The sequence below is a fragment of the Sphingomonas sp. CFBP 13714 genome (assembly GCF_014842205.1).
Taxonomy (GTDB): domain Bacteria; phylum Pseudomonadota; class Alphaproteobacteria; order Sphingomonadales; family Sphingomonadaceae; genus Sphingomonas; species Sphingomonas aerolata.
In genome coordinates this window covers 52,093-78,068 of record NZ_JACYVG010000007.1, presented here as the reverse complement: position 1 = coordinate 78,068, position 25,976 = coordinate 52,093, and the positions used below count along the sequence as shown (strand labels likewise).

At 67.5% G+C, this 25,976-nt stretch carries 25 protein-coding genes, 1 tRNA gene and 1 pseudogene; 12 read left to right on the top strand and 15 right to left on the bottom strand.

All coding sequences use genetic code 11. The annotated features are described in order from the left end of the window. Positions 1 to 257: 257 nt before the first annotated feature. The 5 genes and pseudogenes from hslU to IFT54_RS15900 form a co-directional block, all read right to left on the bottom strand. Positions 258 to 1,553, bottom strand: coding sequence for an ATP-dependent protease ATPase subunit HslU (gene hslU, locus IFT54_RS15920; RefSeq protein WP_031393589.1), 1,296 nt, complete (start codon positions 1,551 to 1,553; stop codon positions 258 to 260). Positions 1,554 to 1,677: 124 nt separating this feature from the next. Further along, positions 1,678 to 2,220 (bottom strand): ATP-dependent protease subunit HslV, encoded by a 543-nt coding sequence (gene hslV, locus IFT54_RS15915; protein ID WP_081874259.1) that lies wholly within the window; start codon positions 2,218 to 2,220, stop codon positions 1,678 to 1,680. A gap of 212 nt (positions 2,221 to 2,432) precedes the next feature. Beyond that, positions 2,433 to 2,660: pseudogene (locus IFT54_RS15910) on the bottom strand (3TM-type holin); the annotation flags it as partial. A 71-nt stretch (positions 2,661 to 2,731) separates the two neighbouring features. Next, complete coding sequence (locus IFT54_RS15905) at positions 2,732 to 3,268, bottom strand: glycoside hydrolase family 108 protein (RefSeq protein ID WP_192071344.1); 537 nt, start codon at positions 3,266 to 3,268, stop codon at positions 2,732 to 2,734. 185 nt (positions 3,269 to 3,453) lie between these two features. Continuing rightward, positions 3,454 to 3,639 (bottom strand): DUF4169 family protein, encoded by a 186-nt coding sequence (locus IFT54_RS15900; protein ID WP_056409275.1) that lies wholly within the window; start codon positions 3,637 to 3,639, stop codon positions 3,454 to 3,456. 57 nt (positions 3,640 to 3,696) lie between these two features. Between IFT54_RS15900 and IFT54_RS15895 the strand changes: the two genes are divergently transcribed. Then, a complete protein-coding gene (locus IFT54_RS15895; RefSeq protein ID WP_192071343.1) occupies positions 3,697 to 4,155 on the top strand; it encodes a DUF3617 domain-containing protein in 459 nt (152 codons plus the stop codon). A gap of 75 nt (positions 4,156 to 4,230) precedes the next feature. Here the strand turns inward: IFT54_RS15895 and IFT54_RS15890 are convergent. Beyond that, a tRNA-Pro gene (locus IFT54_RS15890) sits at positions 4,231 to 4,307 on the bottom strand. Positions 4,308 to 4,507: 200 nt separating this feature from the next. On the opposite strand from IFT54_RS15890, the gene yajC reads away from it, so the two are divergent. Genes yajC through IFT54_RS15870 form a run of 4 tightly spaced genes read left to right on the top strand, consistent with a single transcriptional unit; the run spans position 4,508 to position 7,840 of the window. Continuing rightward, positions 4,508 to 4,846 (top strand): preprotein translocase subunit YajC, encoded by a 339-nt coding sequence (gene yajC, locus IFT54_RS15885; RefSeq protein ID WP_037532337.1) that lies wholly within the window; start codon positions 4,508 to 4,510, stop codon positions 4,844 to 4,846. Next, positions 4,846 to 6,450: a protein translocase subunit SecD gene (gene secD, locus IFT54_RS15880; RefSeq protein ID WP_056409036.1), complete on the top strand. Its 1,605-nt coding sequence runs from the start codon at positions 4,846 to 4,848 to the stop codon at positions 6,448 to 6,450. The genes yajC and secD overlap by 1 nt, the downstream gene beginning before the upstream one ends. Positions 6,451 to 6,466: 16 nt before the next feature. After that, positions 6,467 to 7,432: a protein translocase subunit SecF gene (gene secF, locus IFT54_RS15875; RefSeq protein WP_031441217.1), complete on the top strand. Its 966-nt coding sequence runs from the start codon at positions 6,467 to 6,469 to the stop codon at positions 7,430 to 7,432. Positions 7,433 to 7,471: 39 nt separating this feature from the next. Beyond that, positions 7,472 to 7,840 (top strand): Mth938-like domain-containing protein, encoded by a 369-nt coding sequence (locus IFT54_RS15870; protein ID WP_192071434.1) that lies wholly within the window; start codon positions 7,472 to 7,474, stop codon positions 7,838 to 7,840. A gap of 27 nt (positions 7,841 to 7,867) precedes the next feature. On the opposite strand, the gene IFT54_RS15865 is transcribed toward IFT54_RS15870, so the two are convergent. The 3 genes from IFT54_RS15865 to IFT54_RS15855 all read right to left on the bottom strand — a co-directional run bounded on the left by IFT54_RS15865 (position 7,868) and on the right by IFT54_RS15855 (position 10,660). Beyond that, positions 7,868 to 9,049: a glycosyltransferase gene (locus IFT54_RS15865; RefSeq protein ID WP_192071342.1), complete on the bottom strand. Its 1,182-nt coding sequence runs from the start codon at positions 9,047 to 9,049 to the stop codon at positions 7,868 to 7,870. 43 nt (positions 9,050 to 9,092) lie between these two features. Then, the gene (locus tag IFT54_RS15860) at positions 9,093 to 9,575 is read right to left on the bottom strand and encodes a hemerythrin domain-containing protein (protein WP_056409029.1); all 483 of its coding nucleotides are present in this window, start codon (positions 9,573 to 9,575) and stop codon (positions 9,093 to 9,095) included. Positions 9,576 to 9,652: 77 nt separating this feature from the next. Continuing rightward, positions 9,653 to 10,660: a class 1 fructose-bisphosphatase gene (locus IFT54_RS15855; RefSeq protein WP_031395046.1), complete on the bottom strand. Its 1,008-nt coding sequence runs from the start codon at positions 10,658 to 10,660 to the stop codon at positions 9,653 to 9,655. 170 nt (positions 10,661 to 10,830) lie between these two features. On the opposite strand from IFT54_RS15855, the gene IFT54_RS15850 reads away from it, so the two are divergent. From IFT54_RS15850 to IFT54_RS15840, 3 genes are read left to right on the top strand one after another with little or no spacing between them, the layout of a single operon-like run. Further along, positions 10,831 to 11,955 (top strand): 8-amino-7-oxononanoate synthase, encoded by a 1,125-nt coding sequence (locus tag IFT54_RS15850; protein WP_192071341.1) that lies wholly within the window; start codon positions 10,831 to 10,833, stop codon positions 11,953 to 11,955. Then, positions 11,952 to 12,575 (top strand): dethiobiotin synthase, encoded by a 624-nt coding sequence (gene bioD / locus IFT54_RS15845; RefSeq protein WP_192071340.1) that lies wholly within the window; start codon positions 11,952 to 11,954, stop codon positions 12,573 to 12,575. The genes IFT54_RS15850 and bioD overlap by 4 nt, the downstream gene beginning before the upstream one ends. Continuing rightward, positions 12,572 to 13,822: an adenosylmethionine--8-amino-7-oxononanoate transaminase gene (locus tag IFT54_RS15840; protein ID WP_192071339.1), complete on the top strand. Its 1,251-nt coding sequence runs from the start codon at positions 12,572 to 12,574 to the stop codon at positions 13,820 to 13,822. Before bioD ends, IFT54_RS15840 begins: the two co-directional genes overlap by 4 nt. Here the strand turns inward: IFT54_RS15840 and IFT54_RS15835 are convergent. Continuing rightward, the gene (locus tag IFT54_RS15835; RefSeq protein ID WP_192071338.1) at positions 13,819 to 14,481 is read right to left on the bottom strand and encodes a sulfite oxidase-like oxidoreductase; all 663 of its coding nucleotides are present in this window, start codon (positions 14,479 to 14,481) and stop codon (positions 13,819 to 13,821) included. The genes IFT54_RS15840 and IFT54_RS15835 overlap by 4 nt on opposite strands. 98 nt (positions 14,482 to 14,579) lie before the next feature. On the opposite strand from IFT54_RS15835, the gene IFT54_RS15830 reads away from it, so the two are divergent. Beyond that, on the top strand, positions 14,580 to 15,680 hold the full coding sequence (locus IFT54_RS15830) for a glycosyl transferase (protein ID WP_192071337.1): 1,101 nt from the start codon (positions 14,580 to 14,582) through the stop codon (positions 15,678 to 15,680). Positions 15,681 to 15,765: 85 nt separating this feature from the next. After that, positions 15,766 to 16,935, top strand: coding sequence for an aspartyl/asparaginyl beta-hydroxylase domain-containing protein (locus IFT54_RS15825; RefSeq protein WP_244649114.1), 1,170 nt, complete (start codon positions 15,766 to 15,768; stop codon positions 16,933 to 16,935). Between the two features lie 18 nt (positions 16,936 to 16,953). Here IFT54_RS15825 and IFT54_RS15820 read toward each other — a convergent pair whose 3' ends face one another. From IFT54_RS15820 to IFT54_RS15810, 3 genes are all read right to left on the bottom strand, one after another. Next, complete coding sequence (locus IFT54_RS15820; protein WP_031393775.1) at positions 16,954 to 17,499, bottom strand: energy transducer TonB; 546 nt, start codon at positions 17,497 to 17,499, stop codon at positions 16,954 to 16,956. Between the two features lie 111 nt (positions 17,500 to 17,610). Next, on the bottom strand, positions 17,611 to 18,924 hold the full coding sequence (locus IFT54_RS15815) for an aspartyl/asparaginyl beta-hydroxylase domain-containing protein (protein ID WP_342354848.1): 1,314 nt from the start codon (positions 18,922 to 18,924) through the stop codon (positions 17,611 to 17,613). Then, positions 18,914 to 19,258: a hypothetical protein gene (locus IFT54_RS15810; RefSeq protein WP_192071336.1), complete on the bottom strand. Its 345-nt coding sequence runs from the start codon at positions 19,256 to 19,258 to the stop codon at positions 18,914 to 18,916. Before IFT54_RS15810 ends, IFT54_RS15815 begins: the two co-directional genes overlap by 11 nt. 93 nt (positions 19,259 to 19,351) lie before the next feature. Between IFT54_RS15810 and IFT54_RS15805 the strand changes: the two genes are divergently transcribed. Next, a complete protein-coding gene (locus tag IFT54_RS15805) occupies positions 19,352 to 20,413 on the top strand; it encodes a hypothetical protein (protein WP_244649112.1) in 1,062 nt (353 codons plus the stop codon). Between the two features lie 107 nt (positions 20,414 to 20,520). Here the strand turns inward: IFT54_RS15805 and IFT54_RS15800 are convergent, their stop codons facing one another. Continuing rightward, positions 20,521 to 23,646, bottom strand: coding sequence for a TonB-dependent receptor domain-containing protein (locus IFT54_RS15800; RefSeq protein ID WP_192071335.1), 3,126 nt, complete (start codon positions 23,644 to 23,646; stop codon positions 20,521 to 20,523). A 227-nt stretch (positions 23,647 to 23,873) separates the two neighbouring features. On the opposite strand from IFT54_RS15800, the gene IFT54_RS15795 reads away from it, so the two are divergent. Next, positions 23,874 to 24,407 (top strand): hypothetical protein, encoded by a 534-nt coding sequence (locus IFT54_RS15795; protein ID WP_192071334.1) that lies wholly within the window; start codon positions 23,874 to 23,876, stop codon positions 24,405 to 24,407. A 65-nt stretch (positions 24,408 to 24,472) separates the two neighbouring features. Here the strand turns inward: IFT54_RS15795 and IFT54_RS15790 are convergent, their stop codons facing one another. Beyond that, positions 24,473 to 25,960, bottom strand: a complete 1,488-nt coding sequence (locus IFT54_RS15790) for a glycosyltransferase family 39 protein (RefSeq protein ID WP_192071333.1) — start codon at positions 25,958 to 25,960, stop codon at positions 24,473 to 24,475. Between the last annotated feature and the right edge of the window lie 16 nt (positions 25,961 to 25,976).

The following is a 25,976-nucleotide window of genomic DNA, read 5'->3' as shown; positions in this document are numbered from 1 at the left end:
CGCCCCGAGCGAAGTCGAAGGGCCGGCCCCCCACCCGTTCACCCTGAGCGAAGTCGAAGGGCCGGCCCCCCACCCGTTCGCCCTGAGCGAAGTCGAAGGGCCTGCGCCCCCGCCCGTTCGCCCTGAGCGAAGTCGAAGGGCCGGCACCCCCACCCGTTCGCCCTGAGCGAAGTCGAAGGGCCGGCCCCAAGTGCTTCGACTACGCTCAGCACGAACGGGCCGGGGGCGCGTACCTCACCCCCACGCTCACCCCCAGACTAAAGCACGAACCGGCTGAGATCCGTATTCCGCGCAATCTCCTTCAGCTGGCTGTCGACATACGCCCCGTCGATCACCACGCTCGACCCGCCGCGATCCTCGGCATTGTAGCTGACGTCCTCGAGCAGCTTCTCCATCACCGTCTGCAACCGCCGCGCACCGATATTCTCGACCTCGGCATTCACCTCCGCGGCGATCCGTGCGACCGCGGCGATGCCGTCCTCGGTGAAGCGGATCTCGACGCCTTCCGTGGCGATCAGCGCCTTGTACTGCAGCGGCAGCGACGCCTTGGTGTCCGACAGGATCGCGACGAAATCCCCCTCGGTCAGGCCCTTCAGCTCGACCCGGATCGGCAGACGCCCCTGCAACTCGGGCAGCAGGTCGCTCGGCTTGGCCACATGGAACGCCCCGCTCGCGATGAACAGGATATGGTCGGTCTTCATCGGCCCGTATTTGGTCGCGACCGTCGTCCCCTCGATCAGCGGCAACAGGTCGCGCTGCACGCCCTCGCGGCTCACCGACCCGCCGCGCCCGTCCGACACCGCGATCTTGTCGATCTCGTCGAGGAACACGATCCCGTTCGCCTCGGCATCCGCCAGCGCGACGCGACTCACCTCGTCCTGGTCGAGCCGCTTGTCCGCCTCTTCCTCGACCAGCTTGTCCCACGCCGCGGTCACCGTCAGCTTGCGGCGCTTCAATTGCTGCCCGCCGCCCAGCGACTTCATCATCTCGCCGATATTGATCATCTGCGGCGCACCACCGGGGATCTCGAACGGCGTCGTCGGCGTCTGCTCGACCTCGATCTCGACCTCGGCCGCGTTCAGATGCCCGTCGAGGAACCGCTGCTTGAAGCTCTCGCGCGTCGCGGTGCTCGAATCCTTGCCGACCAGCGCGTCGAGCAGCCGGCCCATCGCCGCCTCCTCCGCCTTGTCCTTCACCGCGATCCGCCGGCGTTCCTTCTCCAGCCGGATTGCCTCCTCGACCAGGTCGCGCGCGATCTGCTCGACGTCGCGGCCGACATAGCCGACCTCGGTGAACTTGGTCGCCTCGACCTTGACGAACGGCGCATCGGCGAGCTTGGCCAGACGCCGGCTGATCTCGGTCTTGCCGCAGCCGGTCGGCCCGATCATCAGGATGTTCTTCGGCGTCACCTCGTCGCGCAGATCCTCGCTGAGCTGCTGGCGCCGCCACCGGTTGCGCATCGCCACCGCGACCGCGCGCTTGGCGGCGGCCTGGCCGATGATATGCGCATCGAGCGCGGCGACGATTGCCTTGGGGGTAAGCTGGTCGTTCATGATCACTCTTCTTCGCCCCTCCCCTTCAGGGGAGGGGTTGGGGGTGGGGACTATCCGCGGGCGGAGCGCTTGATGAAGCCCCCCACCCCAACCCCTCCCCTGAAGGAGAGGGGCTTCCGGGTCTTCAGCTGGTCGAGTCCATCGACTCCACGGTCAGCCGGTCATTGGTGTACACACAGAGCTCGGACGCGATTCCCATCGCCTTGCGGCACAGCACCTCGGCATCGCTCTCATACTCGACGAGCGCGCGCGCCGCGGCGAGCGCGTAATTGCCGCCCGATCCGATCGCCGCGACGCCGTTCTCGGGCTCGAGCACATCGCCATTGCCCGTCAGGATCAGCGTCACGTCCTTGTCCGCGACGATCATCATCGCCTCGAGGTTGCGCAGGAACTTGTCGGTCCGCCAGTCCTTGGCGAGTTCGACCGCAGCGCGGAGCAACTGCCCCTGATGCTGTTCCAGCTTGCGTTCGAGCCGTTCGAACAGCGTGAAGGCGTCCGCGGTCGCGCCGGCGAACCCGCCGATCACCGACCCGTCGCCGAGCCGCCGTACCTTGCGCGCATTGGGTTTCATGACCGTCTGGCCCATCGAGACCTGGCCGTCGCCGATCACGACGACCTTGCCGCCGCGCCGGACCGAAAGGATGGTGGTGCCGTGCCAGACCGGCATGGCGTGGGGATCATTTGCACTCATGACCGCGATGTAGGGTGCGCTTTCGACCACGCAACGGTCCGCTGCACCGACCCCCTGCACCACCCCCTCACCCTCCCGCTCGACTTCCCTGTCGGCTTCCCGGTTACCTTCCCCCTTTTCGTCATCCTGACGAAAGTCAGGACCCAGAGCCTCGAACGCCACGCGCGCCGCTCCGATACCAGCCCCGCTCACCGCCGCTTCCCCCACTCACGCGCCGCGGTATACCCCAGATACCCCGTCCCGAAGAGCGCATAGAGCGGCTCGGGGATCGCCCCCAGATACGCCCCCACGCCCGCCGCGATCGCCTGCGCCGCCGCCGGCCGCACCGCCGCGAGCAGCCCCACCGGGATCGCCCCCAGCAGCAACGCGTACATCACGTACAGGAACCCCGGCCGCGCCCGCGTCACCCACGGATCGGCGGGCAGCTCCGCCCCCTCCTCAACGCCTCTCGTCATGACACCCCCCTGGAAAAGTGGCGCTTTCCGCCTCACGCCCGGTTGGCGAGCCAGCCATAGAGAAACGCCTCGTTCGCCGGCCGCCGCTCCGCCAGCGCGACATAGCGCTCGCCCTGCAGCGCCTCGATCGCCTTCAGCAGCACCGCCTCGCCCCCCGTCCCGCGTCGCTTGAGGAACCCCGCCAGCGCCGCGAGCGTCCCCGCCCCGATCCGGCCATCGACGACGAGGTCGGGATAATCGCTCGCCCCGCGATTGAGCGCGTTCAGCGCCCGCTGCAGAAACCCGCTCGCGACCGCCGGCCCCATATTCACCCCGGTATCGAACAATTCGCCCGCAATATCCGGCGCGAGCCGGCCAACCCCCTCATATCCGGGGTCAATCCAGTAAGCCTGCCGATAGATTGCGACCGCCGCCGCCCGCGGAAACACCCGCATGTCCCCCGCAAACCCATGCGCCCGCGCCACCGCCTGCGTGATCCCGAACCGCGTCGCCCCCCCGCGATCCGCCGGATGATCGCCGTACCCGCCCTCACGATCGATCACCGCCTCGATCAGCCCACCGATCTCCATCCCCGACCCCCCGATTCGCCCGTCACCATATAACCATATAGGTTAGCAGAAAGCAATATCGGAGCCGGTAATGGTAAAAGACGAACACCCCAACCACACCCGTCATCCTGACGAAAGTCAGGATCCAGAGCCCAGCAAACCCACCCCTCGACTCAACCCCGCACCCGGCAACCCACTCCCAAACCTCAGCTTTCCTCCCCATCAAGCCGCGCCCCATCCAGCACCCGCTCCCCCCGCGCCCGCTCCTCAGCATCCCGCGCGCGCTCCGCCTTGGTCCGCCCGAACGCCGCCCGGTTCGCGTCCGCCACCACCCCCGCCTCGCGCCGCACCCGCGCTTTGCGCGCCCGCCGCAAATTGATGATCTCGCCCATGAAACCCCTCGCACACCGCTTGCCAGCACCCCGCCGGCGCTACAGACTGCCCTTCCTATGCGCCATCCCGTCCTGCTGTCCGCCCTCCTCCTGCTCCCCACCGCCGCCTCGGCGCAGGCGCTGCCGCCCGGCGCCTGGGCGATCACCTCGACCGCGGTCGAGCTCGTCATTCCGGGGGCGCCGGGGTTCATCCTGCGGATGATGCGTGGAAAATCGAAGACCGAGCGCAAATGCCTGCCGCCCGAACAGGCCTCGTCGGGCGTCGCCGCGCTGTTCGTCCCCAAGCCCGAGGCGCGCTGCACCGTCGAACGCGCGCAGTTCTCGGGCAGGCGGATCGACCATGTCATGACCTGTCCGCAGAAAAAGGGGGCGCCGATGCGGATCGTCCGCGCGGGCAGCTATGGCGCGACGGGCTTCACCGCGCGGATGACGATGACCGGCGACACCGACAAGGGCGCGATGCGGATCGTCGCGGATCAGGTCGCGGCACGCACCGGCCCCGTCTGCAAACGCTGACACCAGGATCTGGAATGGCACGATATTTCGTGCCCGGGAGCGGCATCGCCTCTGGCGGCCGGCTCCGGAAATTTCTGGTCGGGGCGACAGGATTCGAACCTGCGACCCCCACACCCCCAGTGTGATGCGCTACCAGGCTGCGCTACGCCCCGACCGAAGGGCGCGCATTATGCGGATGTTGCGCGCGATGCAAGCACGCGATTGCGGCAAAGCCCATAATCGTCCGTCTCATCGCGGCCCGGCCACGCTTCACCGGCGCACATTGGTTGCGCGGGGCGGCAACCGGTGATAGCGGCATCGCCCATGCGAGCGCGGGCGTATGGCGCCTGCCCACCAGCCAAAACGGGACTCCATGTTCATTTCCCCAGCATATGCGCAGGCCGCCGGCGAGACGGCGACATCGGGCGGCATCGCCTCGTTCCTGAGCCTCGCGCCGCTCTTCCTCGTCTTCATCGTCTTCTATTTCCTGATGATCCGTCCGCAGCAAAAGCGGATGAAGGCGCTCCAGGCGTCGGTCGCGGCGGTCAAGAAGAATGACAGCGTCGTCACCGCGGGCGGCATCATCGGCAAGGTGACCAAGGTCGAGGACGCGATCGTCGAGGTCGAGATCGCGCCCAACACGCGCGTCCGCGTCGTCAAGGCGACGCTCACCGACATCACCAGCCCGAACACGAAGCCGGCGAACGACTGATGTTGGATTTCCCCCGCTGGAAGGTCGCGTCGATCATCGGCCTGCTGGCCGTGCTCTGCGCGCTTGCGATCCCGAGCTTCTTCTCCGAATCGACGACCAGCAAGTGGGGGGCGATTCCGCATAAGCGGATCAACCTGGGTCTCGATCTGGCGGGCGGCAGCTATCTGCTGCTCGAGGCGGACACCGCCGATCTCGCCAATTCGCGGATCGAGGCGATGCGCGACAGCATCGCGGGCACGATGCGCAACGGCACGCCGCGGATCGCGATCGGCGATATTTCGGTGCGTGGCGGGCAGCTTAGCTTCCTGCTCCGCGATCCGAGCCAGGTCGATGCCGCGCGCGAGCGGCTGCTCTCGATCACCGGCGGTGGCGCCGGGATGAGCGGCCAGCGCGAATGGGACATCAACGTCGTCGACACGAGCCGGTTCGTGCTCAAGCCGACCGAGGCCGGGCTCCAGCAGGCGATCGACACCGCGATGAAGGACGCGACCGAAGTCGTCCGCCGCCGCATCGACGAACTCGGCACCAAGGAGCCGACGATCGTCCGCCAGGGCGCGACGCGTATCGTCGTCCAGGTGCCGGGCCTGCAGAATCCGCAGGCGCTCAAGAACCTGCTCGGCAAGACCGCAAAGCTCGAATTCAAGCTGGTCGACGAGACCGCGAACCCCGCCGATCTCGTCAAGGGCATCGCCCCCGTCGGCAGCCAGGTCATTCCTTATCCCGGCAATCCGCAGGGCATTCCGTTCATCGCAGTCAAGCGATCGGTGATCATCTCGGGCGATCAGCTCGCCGATGCCCGCCAGGAGTTCGAGCCGCAGACCAACGCGCCGCAGGTGGCGATCACCTTCGACGCGGTCGGTGGCCGACGTTTCGCCAAGGTCACGCAGGAGAACACGAACAAGCCGTTCGCGATCATCCTCGACAATTCGGTGATCTCCGCGCCCAACATCAACGAGCCGATCCTCGGTGGCCGCGCCTCGATCTCGGGCAATTTCACGGTCGAATCAGCCAATTCGCTCGCCATCTCGCTGCGGTCGGGCAAGCTGCCGATCAATCTGAAGATCATCGCCGAGAGCACCGTCAGCCCTGATCTCGGCAAGGATTCGATCCGCGCCGGCGTGCTCGCCAGCATCGTCGCGGCGCTCGCGGTGATCGTGTTCATGTTCGTGACCTATGGCCGGTTCGGCCTCTATGCGAACCTCGCGGTGGTCATCAACATCCTCGTGATCGTCGCGGTCATGGCGATGCTCAACGCGACGCTGACGCTGCCCGGCATCGCCGGCTTCGTGCTGACGATCGGTACCGCGGTCGACGCCAACGTGCTGATCAACGAGCGTATTCGCGAGGAACGCCGCCGCGGGCGCAACATCGTCCAGGCGGTCGAGCTCGGCTATAAGGAGGCGTCGCGGACGATCTTCGAAGCGAACGTCACGCATGCGATCACCGGGGTGATCATGCTCCTGCTGGGCTCAGGCCCGGTCAAGGGCTTTGCGGTCGTGCTGCTGATCGGCATCTGCACCAGCGTGTTCACCGCGGTGACCTTCACGCGGATGCTCGTGGCGCTCTGGCTGCGCAAGAACCGCCCCACCACGATCAATATTTGAGGCGGGAGACATCATCATGCGCCTGCTGAAACTCGTACCCGACAACACCAACCTGAAGTTCGTCTCGCTCCGCAAATGGGCGTTCGGGCTGACCATCCTCCTGTCGCTCGCCGCCGTCGGGCTGGTCTTCGCCAAGGGTCTGAACATGGGCGTCGACTTTGTCGGCGGCGTCCTGATCGAGGAGCGGTTCGCAACCCCGCCGTCGATCGACGCGGTCCGTACCGAGGTTGATCGTCTCGGCGTCGGCGAAGCCTCGATCCAGTCCTTCGCCGATCCGACCGTGCTGTCGATCCGTCTGCCGATCCCCGAAAGCACCGACGAGGGTGCGACCAACGCGCTCGTCAAGAAGGTTGCCGACGATCTGGCGGTCAAGTTCCCCGGCGCGACCTTCTCGAAATACGACACGATCTCGGGCAAGGTCTCGGACGAGCTGATCAGCAAGGGGCTGCTCGCGGTCGGGCTCGCCATCCTCGGCATCGGCCTGTTCGCGGTGGTCCGCTTCGAATGGCAGTTCGGCGTTTCGACCGTCGTCGCGATCGTCCACGACCTGTTGATGACGCTCGGTTTCTTCGCGCTGACGCAGTTCGAGTTCGACCTCAACATCGTCGCCGCGGTGCTGACGATCGTGTCCTATTCGATCAACGACAAGATCGTCATCGACGACCGTATCCGCGAGAATATGCGCCGCTACCGGAAAATGGACATGCGCGAGATCATCGATCTGTCGGTGAACGAGACGCTGCCGCGCACCGTCATGACCTCGGTCACGATCCTGCTCGCGCTGACCGCGATGCTGGTGCTCGGCGGCCATGTGCTGCGCGGCTTCACCGCAGCGATGATCCTCGGCATCGTCGTCGGCACCTATTCGTCGATCTACGTGTCGTCGTCGCTGCTCATCACGCTTGGCCTGCGCGCCGAGCCGGAGGGCCGCAAGGGCGATCGCGACGACGCCGAGCGCGTGGGCCCGAAGGCCGGCCGCTGATGCGCGGCGGGCCCGGCGCGTGAGGATAAGCGCGTGAGAATGGACAAGGAAAAGACCGACGGACCGATGATCTCGGCGATCGGTCACGGCGGGTTCCGGGTCGACGACGGCTATTATACCGCGCTGCTGATCACCCCGTCGCGCGCCGACGGCTGGACCCCGCCGCCGTTCGAGGCCCTGGCCGCGGACGATGTCGCCAGCGTCCTCGCGCTGTCGCCCAGGCCCGAATTCCTGCTGCTCGGCACCGGATCGCAGCTGCGCCAGCCCGCCGCCGCCTTCCGCCGCGCGGTCGAGGCGCAGGGCGTCGGGATCGAGGCGATGGACAGCCGCGCCGCCGCGCGCGCCTGGGCCGTGCTCCGCGGCGAAGGCCGCTGGATCGCCGCCGCGCTCTACCCGCTCGAAGGCTGAGGCCTTTCAGGCGGTTGGTCGGGCGCGCTAGGCCCCGCCCCCGACCAGCCCCGCCAGATGCGCGAACAGCGCGGCGCTGTTCGCCTCCCAGGTAAAGCGCGCCGCGACACGCCGCGTCGCCTCTCTCGCCGGCGGCGCGGCCAGGATCCCCGCAATCGCCGCACCGAACGCCGCGACGTCGCGCGGCACGATCCGGCCGGCCTCGTCCGACGTGACCACCTCGCCCGCCCCGCCCGCATCGGTGATCACGATCGGCGTCCCGCAGGCGAGCGCCTCGACCCATGCGTTCGCGAGCCCCTCGGACGCCGACGCCAGCGCCATCACGTCGGCGGTCGCGACCAGCCGCGGAATCGCCTCATGCAAGACGCTGCCGAGCAGCCGGACCCTGTCCCCCACGCCCAGCGTCCGGATCAGCGCCTCCAGCCGACCCCGGTCGCCCCCCTCGCCCGCGATCCTCAGCGAAACACCCGGCAGGCGCGCGACCGCGTCGATCACCACGTCATGCCCCTTGCGCGGGATCAGCGCCCCGACCGACAGCACCAGCGGCCCCGTCACGCCGAGCCGCGCCGCCTCGGCCGCACGCGCCGCCGCGTCGATCGGGCGGAACCGGTCCTGGTCGACCCCGGTATGATGCACCCGGATCCGCGCCCCCGGCATCCCCATCGCGATCATCTCCGCCCGCATCGCCGCGCTGACCGCGAGCAGCCCGTCCGCCGCGCAGCCCGCACGCCGGATCTGCGCCCGCGTGCCCGCCGCACGACCCCAATGATGAATATCCGCCCCCCGCGCCTTGATCGACACGGGCACGCCATAGCGTCGCCCGAGCGCGACCGCGGCGACGCCGTCGGGAAAGAAGAACGATGCATCAATGACATCGAACGGAAAATCTGGCCGCAAGGCATCGAGCACCGGGATCAGCGCGCGAGTCAGCGCCGCGGCATGCCACCGCCCCCCGGTCGCAGGGATCGTCGTGAACCGCGGCCGCTGCACGCCCACCCCGCGCCATGTCTCCTTAAGCGGTAGCTGCGCGAGCGGCGCGAAACGCGGCATCAGGCGCAGCGGTCCGGGCGGCAGGCCGATCGGTGCAACGACACGCAGGTCGACCCCCGGATGCGCTGCGAGCCCCAGCGTCTGCCGCTCGACAAAGACGCCGAAATTGGGCCGGCTCGCATCGGGAAACAGCGTGGACAGGGTCAGGACGCGCATCATGGCCCTCGGTATCGCCGCCGGGTTAAGAACCCTGTCGCTGCGATTATTGCAGGTCGACCGGCCCGGTCGCGATCACCCCCGCGCGCAGGGCATCGTCATAGAGCAGCGCACTTTCGCGCTGCACCTGATGCGTCAGCCGCGCGAGCATCGCCTCGGCCTCGCCGCGGAACTCATACCAGTCCGCAGGCTCGATCGTCGGCAGCCAGTGCGCGATGAACACCCGCCATTCGCGCCGCAACGCGTCGAGTTCCGCGGCCATGACCGCGACCGTCTCGGGCGAATAGTCCGCCTCGGTCGCGATCGCGGTCAGGTCGATCACCTCGTCCTCGACGCCCAGATGGTCCGCGACCAGCACCGCGAGCTCGAGCAATTTGCGCGACGCCGCCGCGCAATTATGCCCGCGCCGCTGCAACAGCGCGACGAGGTCGGCGCAGCGTTCGGCGATACGGTCATGATCGTCGATCAGGCGTCGCCACGACGTCCGGTCGTCACGCTGTTCGGCGAGTCTTTGTGAGGTGACTTCCATCGAATTTCTCCCCTTTTCAACGCGCGCCCTCGTCCGTCATGCCCCAACCCCCGACCGCCGGCGGGTGACGATGCGCGCTACTCCCGATAGGCGGTGGTTATCGCTTCGACCTCGGCCGGATCGCCCATGATCAGGCCGATCCGCTGGTGCAGGCTGCTCGGCTCGATCGACAGGATGCGCTGCTCGCCGTCGGTGGCGGCGCCCCCCGCCTGCTCCATCAGCATCGCCATCGGATTGCCCTCGTACATCAGCCGCAGCTTGCCGACCTTGCCCGGCTGGCGGACGTCGCGCGGGTACAGGAATACGCCGCCGCGCTTGAGGATGCGGTGCGCATCGGCGACCATCGATCCGGTCCAGCGCATGTTGTAATCGGTGCCGATCGGCCCGTCCTTGCCCGCGATCCGCTCGTCGATGAACCGCGTCACCTCGGGCGACCATTGCCGCGCATTCGACGTGTTGATCGCGAATTCGCGCTTGCCACCGGGCATGCGGATGTTGGTGTCGGTCATCACCCACGACCCGATCTCGCGGTCGAGCGTGAACTCGTGCACCCCCGCGCCGACCGTCAGCACCAGGATCGTCTGCGGACCATAGACCGCATAGCCCGCCGCGACCTGCGTCTGCCCCGCCTGGAGGAAATCCTGCTCGGACACATCGGCACCCGACGCGGTCTCGGCGGCGCGCAGCACCGAAAAGATCGTGCCGACCGACAGATCGACGTCGATATTGCTCGACCCGTCGATCGGATCGAACAGCAGCAGATATTCACCCTTGGGATAGCGGTTGGGGACGAGGTGGATCGTCTCCATCTCCTCCGACGCCATTGCCGCCAAGTGGCCGCCCCATTCGTTCGCCTCGAGCAGCATCTCGTTGGCGATCACGTCGAGCTTCTTCTGCACCTCGCCCTGGACATTCTCGCTCTCGAGGCTGCCGAGCACGCCGCCCAGCGCCCCCTTGCCGATCGCATGGCTGATCGCCTTGCACGACCGCGCGACGACCTCGATCAGCAGGCGCAGCTGCGGCTGCAGCGTGCCGGCCTCGCGTTGCTGTTCGATCAGGAACTGGGTCAGCGTCTTGCGCTTCATGGGCAGGGTACCTTCGACCGGAATGGAGAATGCAATCGTGGTTAGCCAAGCCGATCCTGCTATACCATAGGAGAGAAATGCCCGATCCGACCGAACGATCCCTCTTTATGACGCGGTGTTTCGGCCAATCGGCTCGCGCTGACGCGGCGTTGTCGCTAGAGGCTGCCGCGATGTCCGCGTTCGATCAGCATCATCGCGACCTCTCCGCACTTGCCACGGCAACGCGCCGCCGCGCGCTGATCGCGCGGCAAGGGGTTGATTTCGCATCCAATGATTATCTCGCGCTCGGCCAGAGTGGGCGGATCGCCGCGGCCGTCGCGGCCGCGCTGGCGCGCGGCGTCGCGGTCGGTTCGGGCGGATCGCGGCTGCTCCGCGGCAATGATCCCGAACATATCCTGCTCGAAACCGAGGCGGCGGCGTTCTTCGGTGCGGAGGCGGCGTTGTACTTCTCGACCGGTTATGCCGCCAACGCCGCGCTGTTCGCGACGCTGCCGCAGACCGGCGACCTCGTCGTCCACGACACGCTGATCCATGCGAGCGCGCATGAGGGGATGCGGCTCGGTCGCGCGGCGTGTGTCTCGGCGGCGCATAACGACGTCACCGCCTTTGCCGATGCGATCGCGCAGTGGCGCCGGGCGGGCGGCACCGGCCGCCCCTGGATCGCGGTCGAAAGCCTCTACAGCATGGACGGCGACCGCGCGCCGCTCGACGCGCTCGTCGCGCTCGCCGAGGCGCATGACGGCGTCGTGCTGATCGACGAGGCGCATGCCACCGGCGTGTTCGGCGACGATGGCCGCGGCCTCGCCGGGCATCTGGAGGGACGACCCGACATCGTCACGCTGCGCACCTGCGGCAAGGCGATGGGGTGCGAGGGCGCGCTGGTCTGCGGCCCCGAAATTGTCCGCGACTTCCTCGTCAACCGGGCCCGCGCGTTCATCTTCTCGACCGCACCCTCGCCGCTGATGGCGAGCGCCGCGCGCGCGAGCCTGCAGATCCTCGTCGACGAACCCGACCGCCGCACCGCCCTGCGTGCGCTCATCGCCACCGCCGAAACCGTGCTCGCGCCCTACGGCGTCGTGCCGACCGGATCGCAGATCCTGCCGCTCGTGCTCGGCGACGATGCGACGACGATGCGCGTCGCGGCGGCGGTCCAAGCGGCCGGGTTCGACGTCCGCGGGATCCGCCCGCCGACCGTGCCCAAGGGCACGTCGCGCCTGCGGATCTCGCTCACGCTCAACGTTACCGCACCCCAGATTGCGGGGCTCGGCGACGCGTTGCAAAAGGCCCTGTCATGACCCGCCTCGTCGTTACCGGCACCGACACCGATGTCGGCAAGACCGTCTTTGCCGCCGCGCTCGCGGGCGCGCTCAACGCAAGCTATTGGAAACCCGTTCAGGCCGGGCTCGACGGCGGCAGCGATGCGTCGCGCGTCGCGGCGCTGTCCGGCCTCGCGCGCGAGCGGATCCTGCCCGAGGCCTATCGGCTGACCACGCCCTGCTCGCCCGACCGCGCGGCGACGATCGACGGCGTGACGATCGACCTCGACCGGCTCGTGCCGCCTGCGCTGCCCGGCCCGCTGGTGATCGAGGGGGCGGGCGGGGTGATGGTGCCGCTGACCGACACCCGCGTCTTTGCCGACCTGTTCGCACAGTGGCGGTTGCCCGTCGTGATCGTCGCGCGCACCGCGCTCGGCACGATCAACCACAGCCTGTTGTCGATCGAGGCGCTGCGCCGCCGCGACGTGCCGATCCTCGGCGTCGCGTTCGTCGGCGATGCGGTCCCGCACAGCGAGGCGGCGATCGTCCGGCTGGGCGACGTGCGACATCTCGGCCGGCTGCCGATGCTCCCCCGGCTCGACGCCGCCGCGCTCAGTGCCGCCTTCGCCGCCAGTTTCCGGCTCGAGGATTTCCGATGACGTCGCCGATCTGGCATCCCTTCACCCAGCATGGTCTGGGCGACCCGATCCCCCGCATCGTCCGGACCGAGGGGGCGGCGCTTCATACCAGCGACGGGCGGCGGATCGTCGACGCGATCTCGTCCTGGTGGGTGACGACGCATGGCCACCGCCATCCCCGGATCATGGCCGCGATCGCCGAGGAGGCGGGGCGGATGGACCAGATCATCTTCGCCGGCTGGACGCACGAGCCCGCCGAAACGCTCGCACGTGGCCTCGTCGCGGTCATGCCCGAGGCGCTGCGCCACGTCTTCTTCTCCGATTCCGGTTCGACCGCGGTCGAGGTCGCGCTGAAGATGGCGCTCGGTTACTGGCGCAACCGCGACGAACCGCGCGACCGGATCCTGGTGCTCGAACACAGCTATCACGGCGACACGATCGGGACGATGTCGGTCGGTGAACGCGGTGTCTACAACCGCGCCTATGCGCCGTTGCTGTTCGACGTCGGCACCATCCCCTTCCCGCACCCCGGCGCCGAACAGGCCACGCTCGACGCGCTCGAGGCAGCATGCCGCGCCGCGCCCGCCGCGTTCATCGTCGAACCGCTCGTGCTCGGCGCGGGCGGCATGCTGATCTATCCGCCGCACGTGCTCGCCGAGATGCGCGCGATCTGCGCCCGTCACGCCGTGCTGTTCATCGCCGACGAGGTGATGACCGGCTGGGGCCGTACCGGCACGCTGCTCGCCTGCGAGCAGGCGGGCGTCGTGCCCGACATCCTGTGCCTGTCCAAGGGCTTGACCGGCGGCGCGGTCCCGCTCGCGGTGACGATGGCGACCGCGGAGATCTTCGACGCGCATGTGTCCGATGATCGCGCGCGCATGTTCTTCCACTCCTCGAGTTACACCGCCAACCCGATCGCCTGCGCCGCCGCCAACGCGAACCTCGCGATCTGGCGCGACGAGCCGGTGCATGACCGGATCGCGACACTCGGTGCACGACAGGCGGCGCATCTCGACCGCATCGCCCGCCTGCCCGGCGTGACCAATCCGCGCCGCATCGGCACGATCGCCGCGGTCGACCTGCAGGTCGGCGATCGCGGCTATCTGTCGGATCTCGGCCCGAAACTGCTGCGCTTCTTCACGGCACGCGACCTGTTGCTGCGGCCGCTCGGCAACACCGTCTACGTCATGCCGCCCTATTGCATCGACGAGGCCGACCTCGACGCGATCTATGCCGCGATCGAGGAGGCGTGCGCGACCCTGCTCTAGTCCTCGCTGTAGCGTTCCTCGGCCCAGGGATCGCCGCGCCGGTGATAGCCATTGACCTCCCAGAAGCCCGGCTTGTCCGCGCCCAGAAACGCGATCCGCGAAATCCACTTCGCGCTTTTCCAGAAATAGAGATGCGGGATGACGAGGCGGACCGGGCCGCCATGCTCGCGCGTCAGCGGCTTGCCCTGCCAGCTGTGGACGAGCAGCGCGTCCGCCGCAGCGAAATCCGCCAGCGGGACATTGGTGGTGTAGCCGTCATAGCCGTGCAGCGTCAGGAACGCCGCCGAATCGCCCGGGCCGACATGGTCGAGCAGGTCGCGCGTCGCCACGCCCGACCAGTCATTGTCGTAGCGCGACCAGGTCGTGACGCAGTGAATGTCCGACCGCACCGCGGTCTGCGGCAACGCCATGAACCCCGCCCAGTCGAGCGTCACCGGCCGCTCGACCAGCCCGTCGATCGTCAGCCGCCACCGCTCGCGCGCGATATCGGGCTGCTGGCCGAGATCGAGCACCGGCCAGTCGCGGACCAGATGCTGCCCCGGCGGCAACCGGTCGCCCTCCGCGCGGTCCGTCGCCCCCGTCAGGAACTTGCCCTCGCTTGCCCAGCGCTGCTTCGACCGCGTCAGCTTGGTCGGTTCGGACCTGTCATCATCGCTCATACGGCACAGACTAGGCGGCTTGCGGCGACGGGGCCACTGTCGATTTCCCGGGGGATTTCCCAGGGGATTTCACGCTGCGGAGCGGGTATCCCCCGACAATGCCTCAACCGATCACCTTCTATGTCGGCCATCAGGGCCGCGGCCATGCCAATCGCGCAATGGCGATCATCGACGCGTTGCCCGCCGGCCGCGCCGTCACGATCTTGACCGCACGCCCCGCTTTGTTCGACGGCTTCGCGCGTCCCGTCATGCTGGTGCCCCTGCCCGACGAGGGCGCGGCCGGCCACAGCCCCCCGCCGGCCCTCGCCGCGCAGCCCACCCCCGACATCCTCCACCGCGCACCGATCGGCGACGCGGCGATCCGCGCGACGATGCGGACGATCCTCGACCACCTCGATGCGGTCGATCCCGCGCTGTTCGTGGTCGACGTCTCCGCCGAGATCGCGCTGCTGGCCCGCATCGCCAGCGTCCCCGCGATCGGGATCCGGATGCACGGCAACCGCGGCGATGCCGCGCATCTCGCCGGCTATCGCGCCTGTGTCGGCCTGCTCGCGCCCTTTGACGAAGCGCTCGAACAGCCCGAGACCCCTGACTGGATCCGCGCCATGACCCATTATGCGGGCGGGCTGTGCACCGCGCAGGACGTCGTGCCGGGCAAGGCGGAGGCGCGGGCGATGCTCGGCCTCTCCCCCGACCGCGAGATCGTCGTCGTGCTGACCGGCGGCGGTGGCGCGGGCACGCCCTATGCGCCGCTGACCATGGCCGCGCGCGCGCTGCCAGAGACCGACTGGCTCGTGCTCGGCCCCGTCCAGCGCGAAGGCCATGAGACCGATTTCGGCAATCTCCACCTGCGCGGCTGGGTCGGGACGATCACCGCGCACATCGCCGCGGCCGACGTCGTCGTCGCCTCCAGTGGCGATACCATCGTCCACGAAATCGCGCGCGTCGGCCGCCCCTATGTCTGCGCGCCCGAATGGCGCTATTTCGACGAACAGATGCGCAAGGCCGAACGCCTGGCCGAACTCGGCGCCGCAATCCTGGTGCCAAGCTGGCCCGGCGCATCGACCCCATGGCGCGGCCTGCTCGACGCCGCCAAGGCGCTCGCCCCCGCCGCACTCGCAAGCCTCCACACCCCCACCGCCGCGAGCAGCGCCGCGAATTATCTCGACCGGCTCGCCACCGATCTTTGGACACGCTGAACCGGCACCCCCGGAATGGAAGACAGGCGGGTCCGATCCGGACGTTTTTAGCTGTATCCGATTCATTGCCAGGCTAGCCTGCGTCATGCACCTGACCCGGCCACAGGCCGACTCGCTCGCCCGTGAGGGCATGACCGCGCTGCGCAACGGCAACGCCGCTGTCGCCTATGAAAAATTGTCGCTGTTGCGCGACGGTGCGCCGGGAATGCCCGCGCCCTGGTTCCTGATCGCGCAGGCGGCGCAGGCGCTCGGGCGCGACGATGAGGCCGACGACGCGCTCGTCCGCTTTCTCGGGACCGAGCCCCGGCATCTCGGCGCACTGCTGACGATGGCGGCGCTCAAGCGTCGTCGTCGGGACGATCGTGCGGCGGAGTCCTTCTATCGCACCGCGCTGTCGGCTGCCTCCCAGCCAGGTGCGACCATCGCCCCCGCGCTCGTCCCCCTGCTTCGGGCGGGCGAGACGTTCCTGACCGAAGTCGCCGGCCGTTTCTCGGCGCATCTCGACGCGGCCCTCAAAGACATGCCGCGCGCGGCGGGTCCCCGGATCCACCACGCGCTCGACCTGCTGCTCGGCCGGAGCGAGCTCTATCTTCAGCAACCCTCGATGTTCTATTTCCCGGGCCTGGCGCAGCGTGCCTATTTCGAGCGCGACGAGTTTGACTGGGTCGCCCCGATCGAAGCGGCGACCGGCGCGATCCGAGCCGAACTCGACGCAGTGCTCGCGGCCGGAGAGGGCTTTGCACCCTATGTACAGACGATGGCCGGTCGACCACCGCCCGCAAACCCGCTGCTCGACGATCCGGGCTGGGGCGCCTTTCACCTCTGGCGTGGTGGCGTGCCGGTCGAGCCCAATGCGACGATGTGCCCGAACACGATGGCCGCGCTGTCGCTGGCGCCGATCCCTGTGATTCCCGGACGGTCGCCGATGGCGATCTTCTCGCGCCTGACCCCCGGCACGCATATCCGCCCGCATCACGGCATGCTCAACACGCGGCTGATCTGCCACCTCCCCCTGATCGCGCCCGACGGATGCGCGCTGCGCGTCGGGGCCGAGACGCGGCCGTGGCGGGACGGCAGGATGCTGATATTCGACGATTCTTTCGAGCACGAGGCGTGGAACCGGGGGACGCAGACCCGGATCGTCCTGCTGTTCGAAATCTGGCGTCCCGAACTGACCGCAACCGAACGCGACGCGCTGACCGACATATTCGCCGCGATCGACCGGTATCAGGGTCCCGTAGTCGATACCGGCTAGACGCGGCCGGCGTGTCGATCAGTCGCCCGGCATCGCGCGGGTATGCATCTCGCGGGTCTCGTCCTGCGCCAGTTCATACTGGCGTCGCCACTCCGCCTTGGTCAGGCAGATGCGCTGGCTTGCGACCAGCGAGCCCGTCCTCGCCTGCGCACGACAGATCTTCTTCTCCGGCAAGGGCCCCGCGGTTGCTGACGCGGTCGTGGGTCGGACACCCGCAGGCAGCGTCCACACGACTTGCCCCTCCTGCCGGGTCGTCGGCCCGCCGCCGCCCGGTGCGACATAGGCCGCAATCTGCGCATGCGAGAACAGGAAGTCGCACGTCGCCTCGTCGAGCGACGCAAAGCCGCTGCTCTTCGAAACCGCACATTCGCGCAACCGCCCCTGCCGGTCCACGGTGACGCTGATCCCGACGGTTCCCTGCTCACCGCGACGCAGCGCTCCGCGCGGATAATTGGCGAGCTGAACCCGTGCATTCTTTTCCCGGAGCGCCTGCAGCGCGGGATCGTCTGCAGATGCAGTGGAGACGGGTGCGATTTGCGCCCCGACGGCCGATAGGCCGACCATACCTCCGACGAGCGCGATGACCCACGACCCCCGGCTTGCCCATGACAGCGTCGTCCGCATAGTTTCGTCTCCCAGCCAGTATTTCACCACCGCAGCCTCGCGCGGGCAAGCTCAATCCACCACGTCGCCCGCCATGCCCAGCTGCGCGCCGAGCGTCCCGAACATCCGCCGCATCATCGCGATTTCGCTCGCGGTGAGATGCGGGTTCCAGACGTCGACGATCAGGACGGCGCGAATCTCGTCGCTGTCGTTCCACGCCTCATGCTCGATCGTGTCGTCAAACACGAACGCCTCACCGACGCGCCACGCTCGGGTCTCGCCACCGACCCGAAAGCCGCATCGGTCGGGAACGATCAGGGGGAGATGCACGACGGACCGGATATTGCTGACCCCCGTATGCGGCGGCAGCCGCGTGCCGGGCTTGAGGACCGAAAAGAAGGCGGACGGCCCGCGGCCGGGAATGTCCGCCAGCGGCAGCGTCTCCAGCATCGCCGCGGTTTGCGGGCACCGCGTGCACACCGCATCGTCGCGCACGCCATACCGCCACAGATATCGGGCGCTCCACAGATCCGACCCGTCGAGCGGGGTCCACCGGTTCGGCGGCGTGCCCGGCGTCATCGCGACATAGGGCGCGAAGCCCGATGCCCCATCGGCAAGAAGGTTTTCCAGCTCTGCGCGGATCGCCGGCGTGGCGGCTTCGAACGCGGCCAGCCAGGGAAAATGCCGCCGGGGAAAGAATTCGTCGGCGGGCAGGAATGGAAAATGCAGCCCATGGGGTACCGGCGCATGGATCGCCCGACGACCGAGCATCGCATCGATACAGACGTCGATGCGACGTCGGTCGTCCGCGGCCGCATCCTCCCGCAACGGTGCAAGCGCCGTATCGATGGCATCGGACAGCGCACGTGTATGCTGCGCGATGCGATCCGAGGCACGGACGAGGAGCTGGCTTAACGCCGGCGACCGCTCGGGGAGCGACTGAACGATCGTGGCCACCCCACCCCAGCGAAATGCCGCCGCCGCAGTGTTACCGACGCGGTCCTGCAGTTCGGCCAGCCGGACGTTCGCCATCAGATTGCGCTGGTCGAGGGCAAGTGCGCGTTCGAGCGCGGTCTGTTCCCCCACGCTGTCGCCGAGCCCGCGATAGGCGCTCGCCAGGTTCATCCACAGCGGCGACGCGGCAGGGTCAGCCGTCGTCGCGCGCGCGAAATAGCCGACTGCCATGCTATCGCCCCGCGCCAACGCGTCGAGGCCCAGCGCGTTGAGCGCAACAGGATGTTCGGGCGCAATGCCGAGCACGTCGTGAAAGACGGCGCAGGCCCGCGCACCGTCGCCGGCACGCTGCGCGGTTTCGGCGGCTTGCAACAACATCTCAAGCGACGGCCCCGGCTGCTGGCGCATCACCGCGGCGCCGTTATTGCGCACCGCTACGTGCGGCACGTTCGACCATATCCTGTCCAGCGGCACGTCCCGCCTGCGCGATCTGGTCCCATTCTGCGCGCGTATGGCATTCGCGTCGCGTCTCGATCAGCGATCCCGACGGCGCCGATCGCTTGCAGATCCGACGCTCGGCCGGCGGCGTCGCGGCCGGTGGCGCCTCATCGCGCTGCGCCATCGTTGCGCCGGCCGCTGCCAGAGTGAACGCGGACGGCGCCGCCACGATCAGCAACACCCCGGCAAGACCCGATCGGACCGCCGATCCATACCATGTCGTCCGCATCATCATGCCGCTCCGCAATGCATTGCCGAGACGCATCATGACGGGTCCTTTCAGTTTCGCAACGAGATTTTGGCCGATTCGGACGTACCAAGACTGGTAGCGGTCGGGACCATGATATGCGATCCCGATGCCATGACCCGTCCGACCCGCCCGCCCGCCCCCGCTCGGGAATCCGCCACGTCTGTCGGCGCACAGATCGGCGATCCGTGCTGGCTGGCCCATCGTTACGATCCGGACCATGATGCGGTGCATTTCATCGCGGCGGACCGGGCGCAGCGTGGCGTGGCGACCTTCCTCACCGACGAGTATCTGCCTTCGTCGGCCACGCCAGTAGTGGTGCCACGACGCGACGCCGTCGCGGCCGCCCCGCCCGCTGCACCGGTTCATTTCATTTTGCACTCGGCCTATTGCTGTTCGACGATGCTGGCGCAGGCACTCGACATGCCCGGCTTCGCCACCGCGCTGAAAGAGCCGGTAATTCTCAACGATCTCGTCGGCTGGCGTCACCGCGGCGGTCATCCCGCGCGCGTCGGTGAGGTCCTTGATGCGACGCTGACACTGCTTGGCCGCGCCTTCGAACCCGGCGAGGCGGTGGTGATCAAGCCGTCGAACGTCGTCAACGCCCTCGCGCCGGCAATGCTGGCGATGCGGCCACAGGCCCGCGCCGTGCTGCTCTACGCGCCGTTGCGCATCTATCTGACGTCGATCGCACGAAAGGGCATGTGGGGCCGACTTTGGGTGCGCGAGCTTCTGGCCAAGCAGCTCGCCGACGGCATCGTTGATCTGGGCCTCACGCCCGAGGATATCTTCAGGCTGACCGATCTGCAGGCAGCAGCGGTAGGGTGGATCGCGCAGGCCGATCTGTTCGCTGGCCTGGTCGCCCGCTTTCCGGACCGCGTCAGAACGTTGCAGAGCGAAACTTTGCTCGCCAACCCCTTGGCCGCGGTGACGGCCCTGGCACGCTTCTATGCACTCCCCGACGATCCGCCGACCGTGCAGGCGCTGCTCGACGGCCCTGCCTTTGCGCGCAATGCCAAGGACGGCAAGACCTATGGCGCGGCGGACAGGGTACGCGAGCACGAGACCGGCGCGGCACTCCACGCCGACGAGATCGACAAGGTGGTCATCTGGGCAGAGGCGGTCGCACGCACCGCCGGCGTCGCGCTTGATCCCCCGGCGCCCCTGCTGGGCTAGGCGCTCGTCCCGCCACCACGCGCAGCCGATAGTTTCGCGGTCGAGCCCGAACAAAAAAAGGGGCGGTTCCGAAGAACCGCCCCATTCAAGACCGAGATGGCCTGACCCTAGAAATGCAGGTTCGCACCGATCGCAAAGCGGCGGCCCAGTGCGTCATACGTCGACGGATAGGTGTTGCCGCTGTTGAAGCTGGTCGAACCCACCGTCGACCCGACGAGCGGCGGCTGCTTGTCGAACAGATTCTGGACCGTGACGGTCAGGTCGAAATTCTCGGCAATGCCGATCCGCGTCGACAGGTCGATATAGTCGTAGGACGGGATCCGCGTGAAATCCGCAGACTGGCCGGCGAGAGCGCCACCGGTGAGCGTACCACTGAACGCCGCCCCGTTACCGTTGACGACATCGTCCGGCTCCTGCTGGACGTTATCGATGTGACGCCACAGCACCGAAACGTCGATGTTGTCGACGAAGGTGAACGTCGCACGAGTGTTCCAGGTGAATTCGGGCTGGATCGAGCCCGAGCCCCCAGCCGCAGCGCTGGCCGCGCCACCGCAATTGACCGAATAATAGCCGATGCACTCACGGGTGATGAGGCCCGGTGCGGCCTGGAAGGTCGCAGAGTTCGACCAGTTGCCCTGGAACGACAGGCCCAGTTTGACACCCTGAGTCAGCGGCGTGCGATAGTTGATCGCGAGATCGATACCATCGGTCTTGACGGTGCCAAGGTTCGAGATTGCAGCCAGCAGACCCCGCGTGGTTGCCGGATCGCCGTCGAGGCCGCCCGTGACCGGGTTTCGCGAGATCGCGAGGCAGGCCGGGCTGGTGGCGCTCGCCGCGGTGATGGTGTCGAAGCAGCTGGAGATGATATCGCCCGGCGCGAACTGCGAAATCGCGCCCTTGATCTTGATGTTGTAGTAATCGACGTTGATCGAAAGGCCGGGAATGATCTGCTGCGGCTGGATGACGAGGCCGAGCGTATAGCTGTCCGACTTTTCCGGACGCAGGTCGAGGTTACCGCCGGACGTGATGTTCGCCTGACCCGCAGTCGGAACCGCAATGAGGCCGATGGTCGAGGCCGGCGCGCCCTGCGCGAGGCAGACGGCGCGCAGATTGGCATCGTTGACCGGCGCTGCACCGGCGCAACGATCGGTCGCCAGGTTGGTCAGACCCGTATTCACCGGCGAGAACAGCTCGCTGATCGTCGGTGCACGGACGGCACGCTGGTAGCTGCCGCGAACCTTCAGGCCCGTGACAGGCTCCCAGCTGCCGCCGCCCTTGTAGGTGGTCGTGTTGTACGAGGGCGAGTTGGCCGCGAACACCTTGTAGTGCGAGTAGCGGACGCCCGCTTCGAGCGTCAGGCTCTGGAAGAACGGACGATCCTGGACGAGCGGCGCGATAAGCTCGCCGAAACCTTCGCTGACTTCATAGCCACCGTCGATGTTCGGCGCGGCGCCACCGGCACCACCGAGTTCGCCAGCGGTCTGTGCCAGCGTATCCGAACGCTGCGACGCACGGTACTTGCGATACTCCGCACCGGCCGCGAAACCGATCGAGTCGCTCGCGAACGGTGAAGCAAAGCCGAAATCACCGTTGAGGACCGCGCGGGCCTGCGCCAGCGAGGTACGAACGGTCGTCGTGCTCTCACCCGTGATATACGAGGTCATATCGGGGGTGATCGAACCGTCGGCACCGAAGACGTTGAGCGGAACGCAACCGGTTCCCGCGTCGATCGCCGCACCGCCGGGCGCACCGCCAAGGCAGCTCGTGGTATTGGTTGCATAGACCGCGGACCGTACGCGCGACGTCAGGACATAGCCCTGCAGCGTCTGCGTATTCTCCGATTCACCGTAACCGCCCGAGACGTCGAGCTTGATACCCTCGGTCAGCCCCACCTTCACGCCGGCACGATAATCGAAGATCGTCGTCTGGAAGTTCGAGATGCGCGGCCCGACCTCGGTCGTCCGGCGCGACAGGTTTGTCGTGATCGTGCGGAAGTTCGGGTTTGCCGTCGTCACGCCGCCCACGGTGACGGTAGGGCTGGTCGCGGCTGCGGCAAGGTCGCACTGCGCCTGCGTGATGCTGGCGGCGGCGCAGAACTGATTCCGCGCACCGGCCGGCAGGTAGGGGTTCGACAACGGAACAACGATCGACGAGTTGAATACACCCGACGGCGCGATGATCGTGTCGACAGTATTCTTCGAGAACAGGCCGCGCGTATAGATTTCGACGCTGTCCGACACTTCGTAATGGCCGGCGCCATACATGTTGAACCGCTCGAACGGCGTCTGGAAGATGTTGTACGGGTTGAAGTTGAACGGAATGACCGCCGTCGTCAGCGAACCCGTGGCCGGGTTGATCTGGCGACGACCGCCAAGCGTGAAGACCGATGGGACCGTCGTGCCCGAGCCGCTGCTCGCGCCCGAGAACGAGTCGTAATTCTGCACCGAATAGTCGCGCTCGCCCTGATAGACGGGATCCGACTGCTGGTACCCGACCGAGAAGACCGCGTTACCGCGGCCATCGTCGAAATTGGCGCCGATCGTGATGTCGCCGCGGAAATACGCGCCATCGCCACGCTCGGTGATCTGGTTCGAGACCGAGGCGTCGATGCCCGAGAAATCCGACCGCGTGATGAAGTTGACGACGCCCGACACTGCGTCTGCGCCGTAGGTGGTCGCGGCGCCGCCGGTCAGCGTGTCGACCCGCTCGACCAGTGCGAGCGGGATGTTGTTGAGATCGACGCGACCGAGCAGACCCGAGGGTGCGATGCGGTTGCCGTCGAGCAGGACGACGTTGCGGAACGAGCCGAGGCCGCGAAGATCGACATAGGACGCGCCGCCATTGCCGTTGTTGACGGCCGAACCGATGCTCGGCGTTGCACCCGGCAGCGTGCGCAGAATGTCTTCGGCGGTGTTCGACTGACGAAGCTTGATTTCCTCCTGGCCGATGACAGTCACTGGCGACGAGGCGATCAGTGCGGGGTTCTTGATCAGCGAGCCGGTGACGACGATGTCACCCTGGCTGTTCTCCGTGCTCGGCGCGGCTTCCGACGTCGTCATGCCGACTTCGCCCTGGGCGTTGGCGCCCGGCGTGGTCGACTGAGTCGCGGTCGCGCCGCCGGCGCGGATCCCTGAATTGTCACCTTGGACCTGTGCGAAGGCTGGCGTGGCGAACGTCGTCGCCCCCATCAGCAACGTGGTCGCAAGCAAATGGGCGCGAGCAGCAGATGTCATAAATACCCCTTTGTCGCCGGTGATTGCACCGTGCATTTTCTCCGGTTTTTCCGGTTCTGGTCACGATCTATCCAACCACGCCATTGCGCTGCAACAATTATCGTCGATTCGGACCTTTTCTCATTTCGTTTGCGACATCACCGTGACATAACCGCAACATAGTGTCGTATGGCGAAACCCGAGGCCGGGTTCTGCCAAGCCAAAGCTCATAAGGCGATCATATGCGAATGTTGTCGGCCATCTCTGTTACCCTGTCAGCGCTGCTCGTCGGCGCCCTGCTGATCGCCCCGGCTGTCGCCGCGCAGGCCAGAGAAGACTCTTCGAAGACATTGGATGCGCTGGCCGCGTGCCGGGACATAACGGCCGATGCAGCCCGGCTTGCCTGCTTCGACACGACCGCCGGGCAGATTGCGCGCGCGCGCCAGGCAGGCGACCTGCTTGCGCTCGACCGTGGCAAGGTTATTGAGCGCAAACGCCAGCAATTCGGCCTCGCCGATGCCGGTCAGAGCCCGCTCGGCGGCGGTGAGGCGGATCGCGTCACACGCGTTACGGAGGTGCAGACCACGATCACCACGGCAAAGCCGGCGAGCTATGCGCGGTTCGCGCTGCAACTGGCGAACGGCATGGTCTGGGAAACGATCGAACCGCTCTCGCTGCAGCCCCGGCCGGGTACCGCAATTACCATCCGGCAGGCCGGCTTTGGCGGGTTCAAGGCGTCGATAACCGGCGAGCGCGCGATTCTGGTCAAACGTCGGCGCTGAGCCCGGTCGCTATCTTCGGCACCTCGTAAAAAGGTGGCGTCCTGCGTTCGTTGACGGGCTTCAGATCAGGGCCGACATGCTTGGCGCGCCCGCGGGATATCGATCAGCGTCACCGCCGGGGTGGTGTCACGGGTGAGCGGTCGGGCGGTCACCGCCGGATCGTCAAGTATCGGCGGATGAAAGGGTCCCCATTCGACCACCGCGGCGCAACCCCGGTCGCGAATCACCGCAAGCGCGGCGGCGGGCGACAAATGCGTGCCCGAATACAGCCCGTCGGCCCAGCGTTCACGATAGGCCGACTGAACGACGATCGGTCTCGCGCCCTTGAGCTCCGCGTTTGAGCGATAGCGATCAAGCGCCAGCGCGACCGCATCGTCGCCGACGATGACGAGCGCGGGCTTATGGCTCCCGATCAGGGCCACGGCCTGGTGCCAGTGCTCGCGCTCACGGCTGGGCAGCCAGCTCGCCAGGCCGATGGCACTCAGGCCGAGCAGGATGGCGCCGCTTGCACGGGCGACGGGGGGCGACTTTATGCGCGTCACGCCGAGCGCCACGAAGACCAGCTCGGGTCCGCTCGCCCAGCTCAGCGTGCGCGGCAGGAATATTGGCACCCGCTGGCTGATCGCGAACAGCAGTAGCGGCGCGCCGATCGTCAGGACAGCGAGCAGCCGCACTTCCGGTCGCGCCGCACGTACCGCACACGCTGCGAGCCCGGCGAACAGGCCTGCCAGCAGCAGCATACCCGCAATCCCCGTCTCATGGGGAAAGAGCGGCAGATAGACCTGCGCCGTCATCGCGACCGCGTCGCGCCAGGACGGCGTGGCGATCCACGCGATATTGGTCACGGGCATTGTCATCTGGCGGACGCTGATCATCGCCCACCATCCCCAGCCTGCCAGCACCGCGACGTTCGTCGCCAGCCACCGCGCCTGTGCCCGTCGGTCACTCCACAGCAACCAGAGCATTGTCACCCCCGCCAACCCGGCAAACAGCGCGACCGTCGTATGCGTATACAGGCCGATGAGCGTCGCAATGCCGTAGAGGACTAGGCCACCCAGCGTCCGGCGACGCAGATAGAGCACCATCCCGGTGCAGGCGAGCAGCACCGCCAGCTGCGCGAGCGCATAGCCGCGCAGCTGTTGGCTCAGATCCGTGCCCAGCGCGGAGAGCGACAGCAGCGCGGCGGCGAGCAGCCCGGCCTTCGCATCCCCGACCGCTCGCCCTAGCCCATAGGCCGCGCCGATCCCCACCATGCCGATACCGATCGGCAGGAGCCGCACCGCGACATCATCCTGGCCGACCAGCGCGATCCAGCCCGACAGCAGAGTGTAGAACAGCGGCGGGTTCGTCTCGCGCAGCATCCAGCTGCTCCACAGCCGCGCCACGGGCGCGCGCGCGAATTCGAGCGACGCCAACTCGTCATACCACAACGAATACTGTGCCGTGTGGATGCGGAATGCCGCAACGGCGACGAGCATCAGCGCCAGCATCAGCGGCGCGCGCAGGCGTCCCGCCGCCGCCGGGGAACCACCATGCTGATCGACCCGCTTCACCCGCATTGCCTTTCCC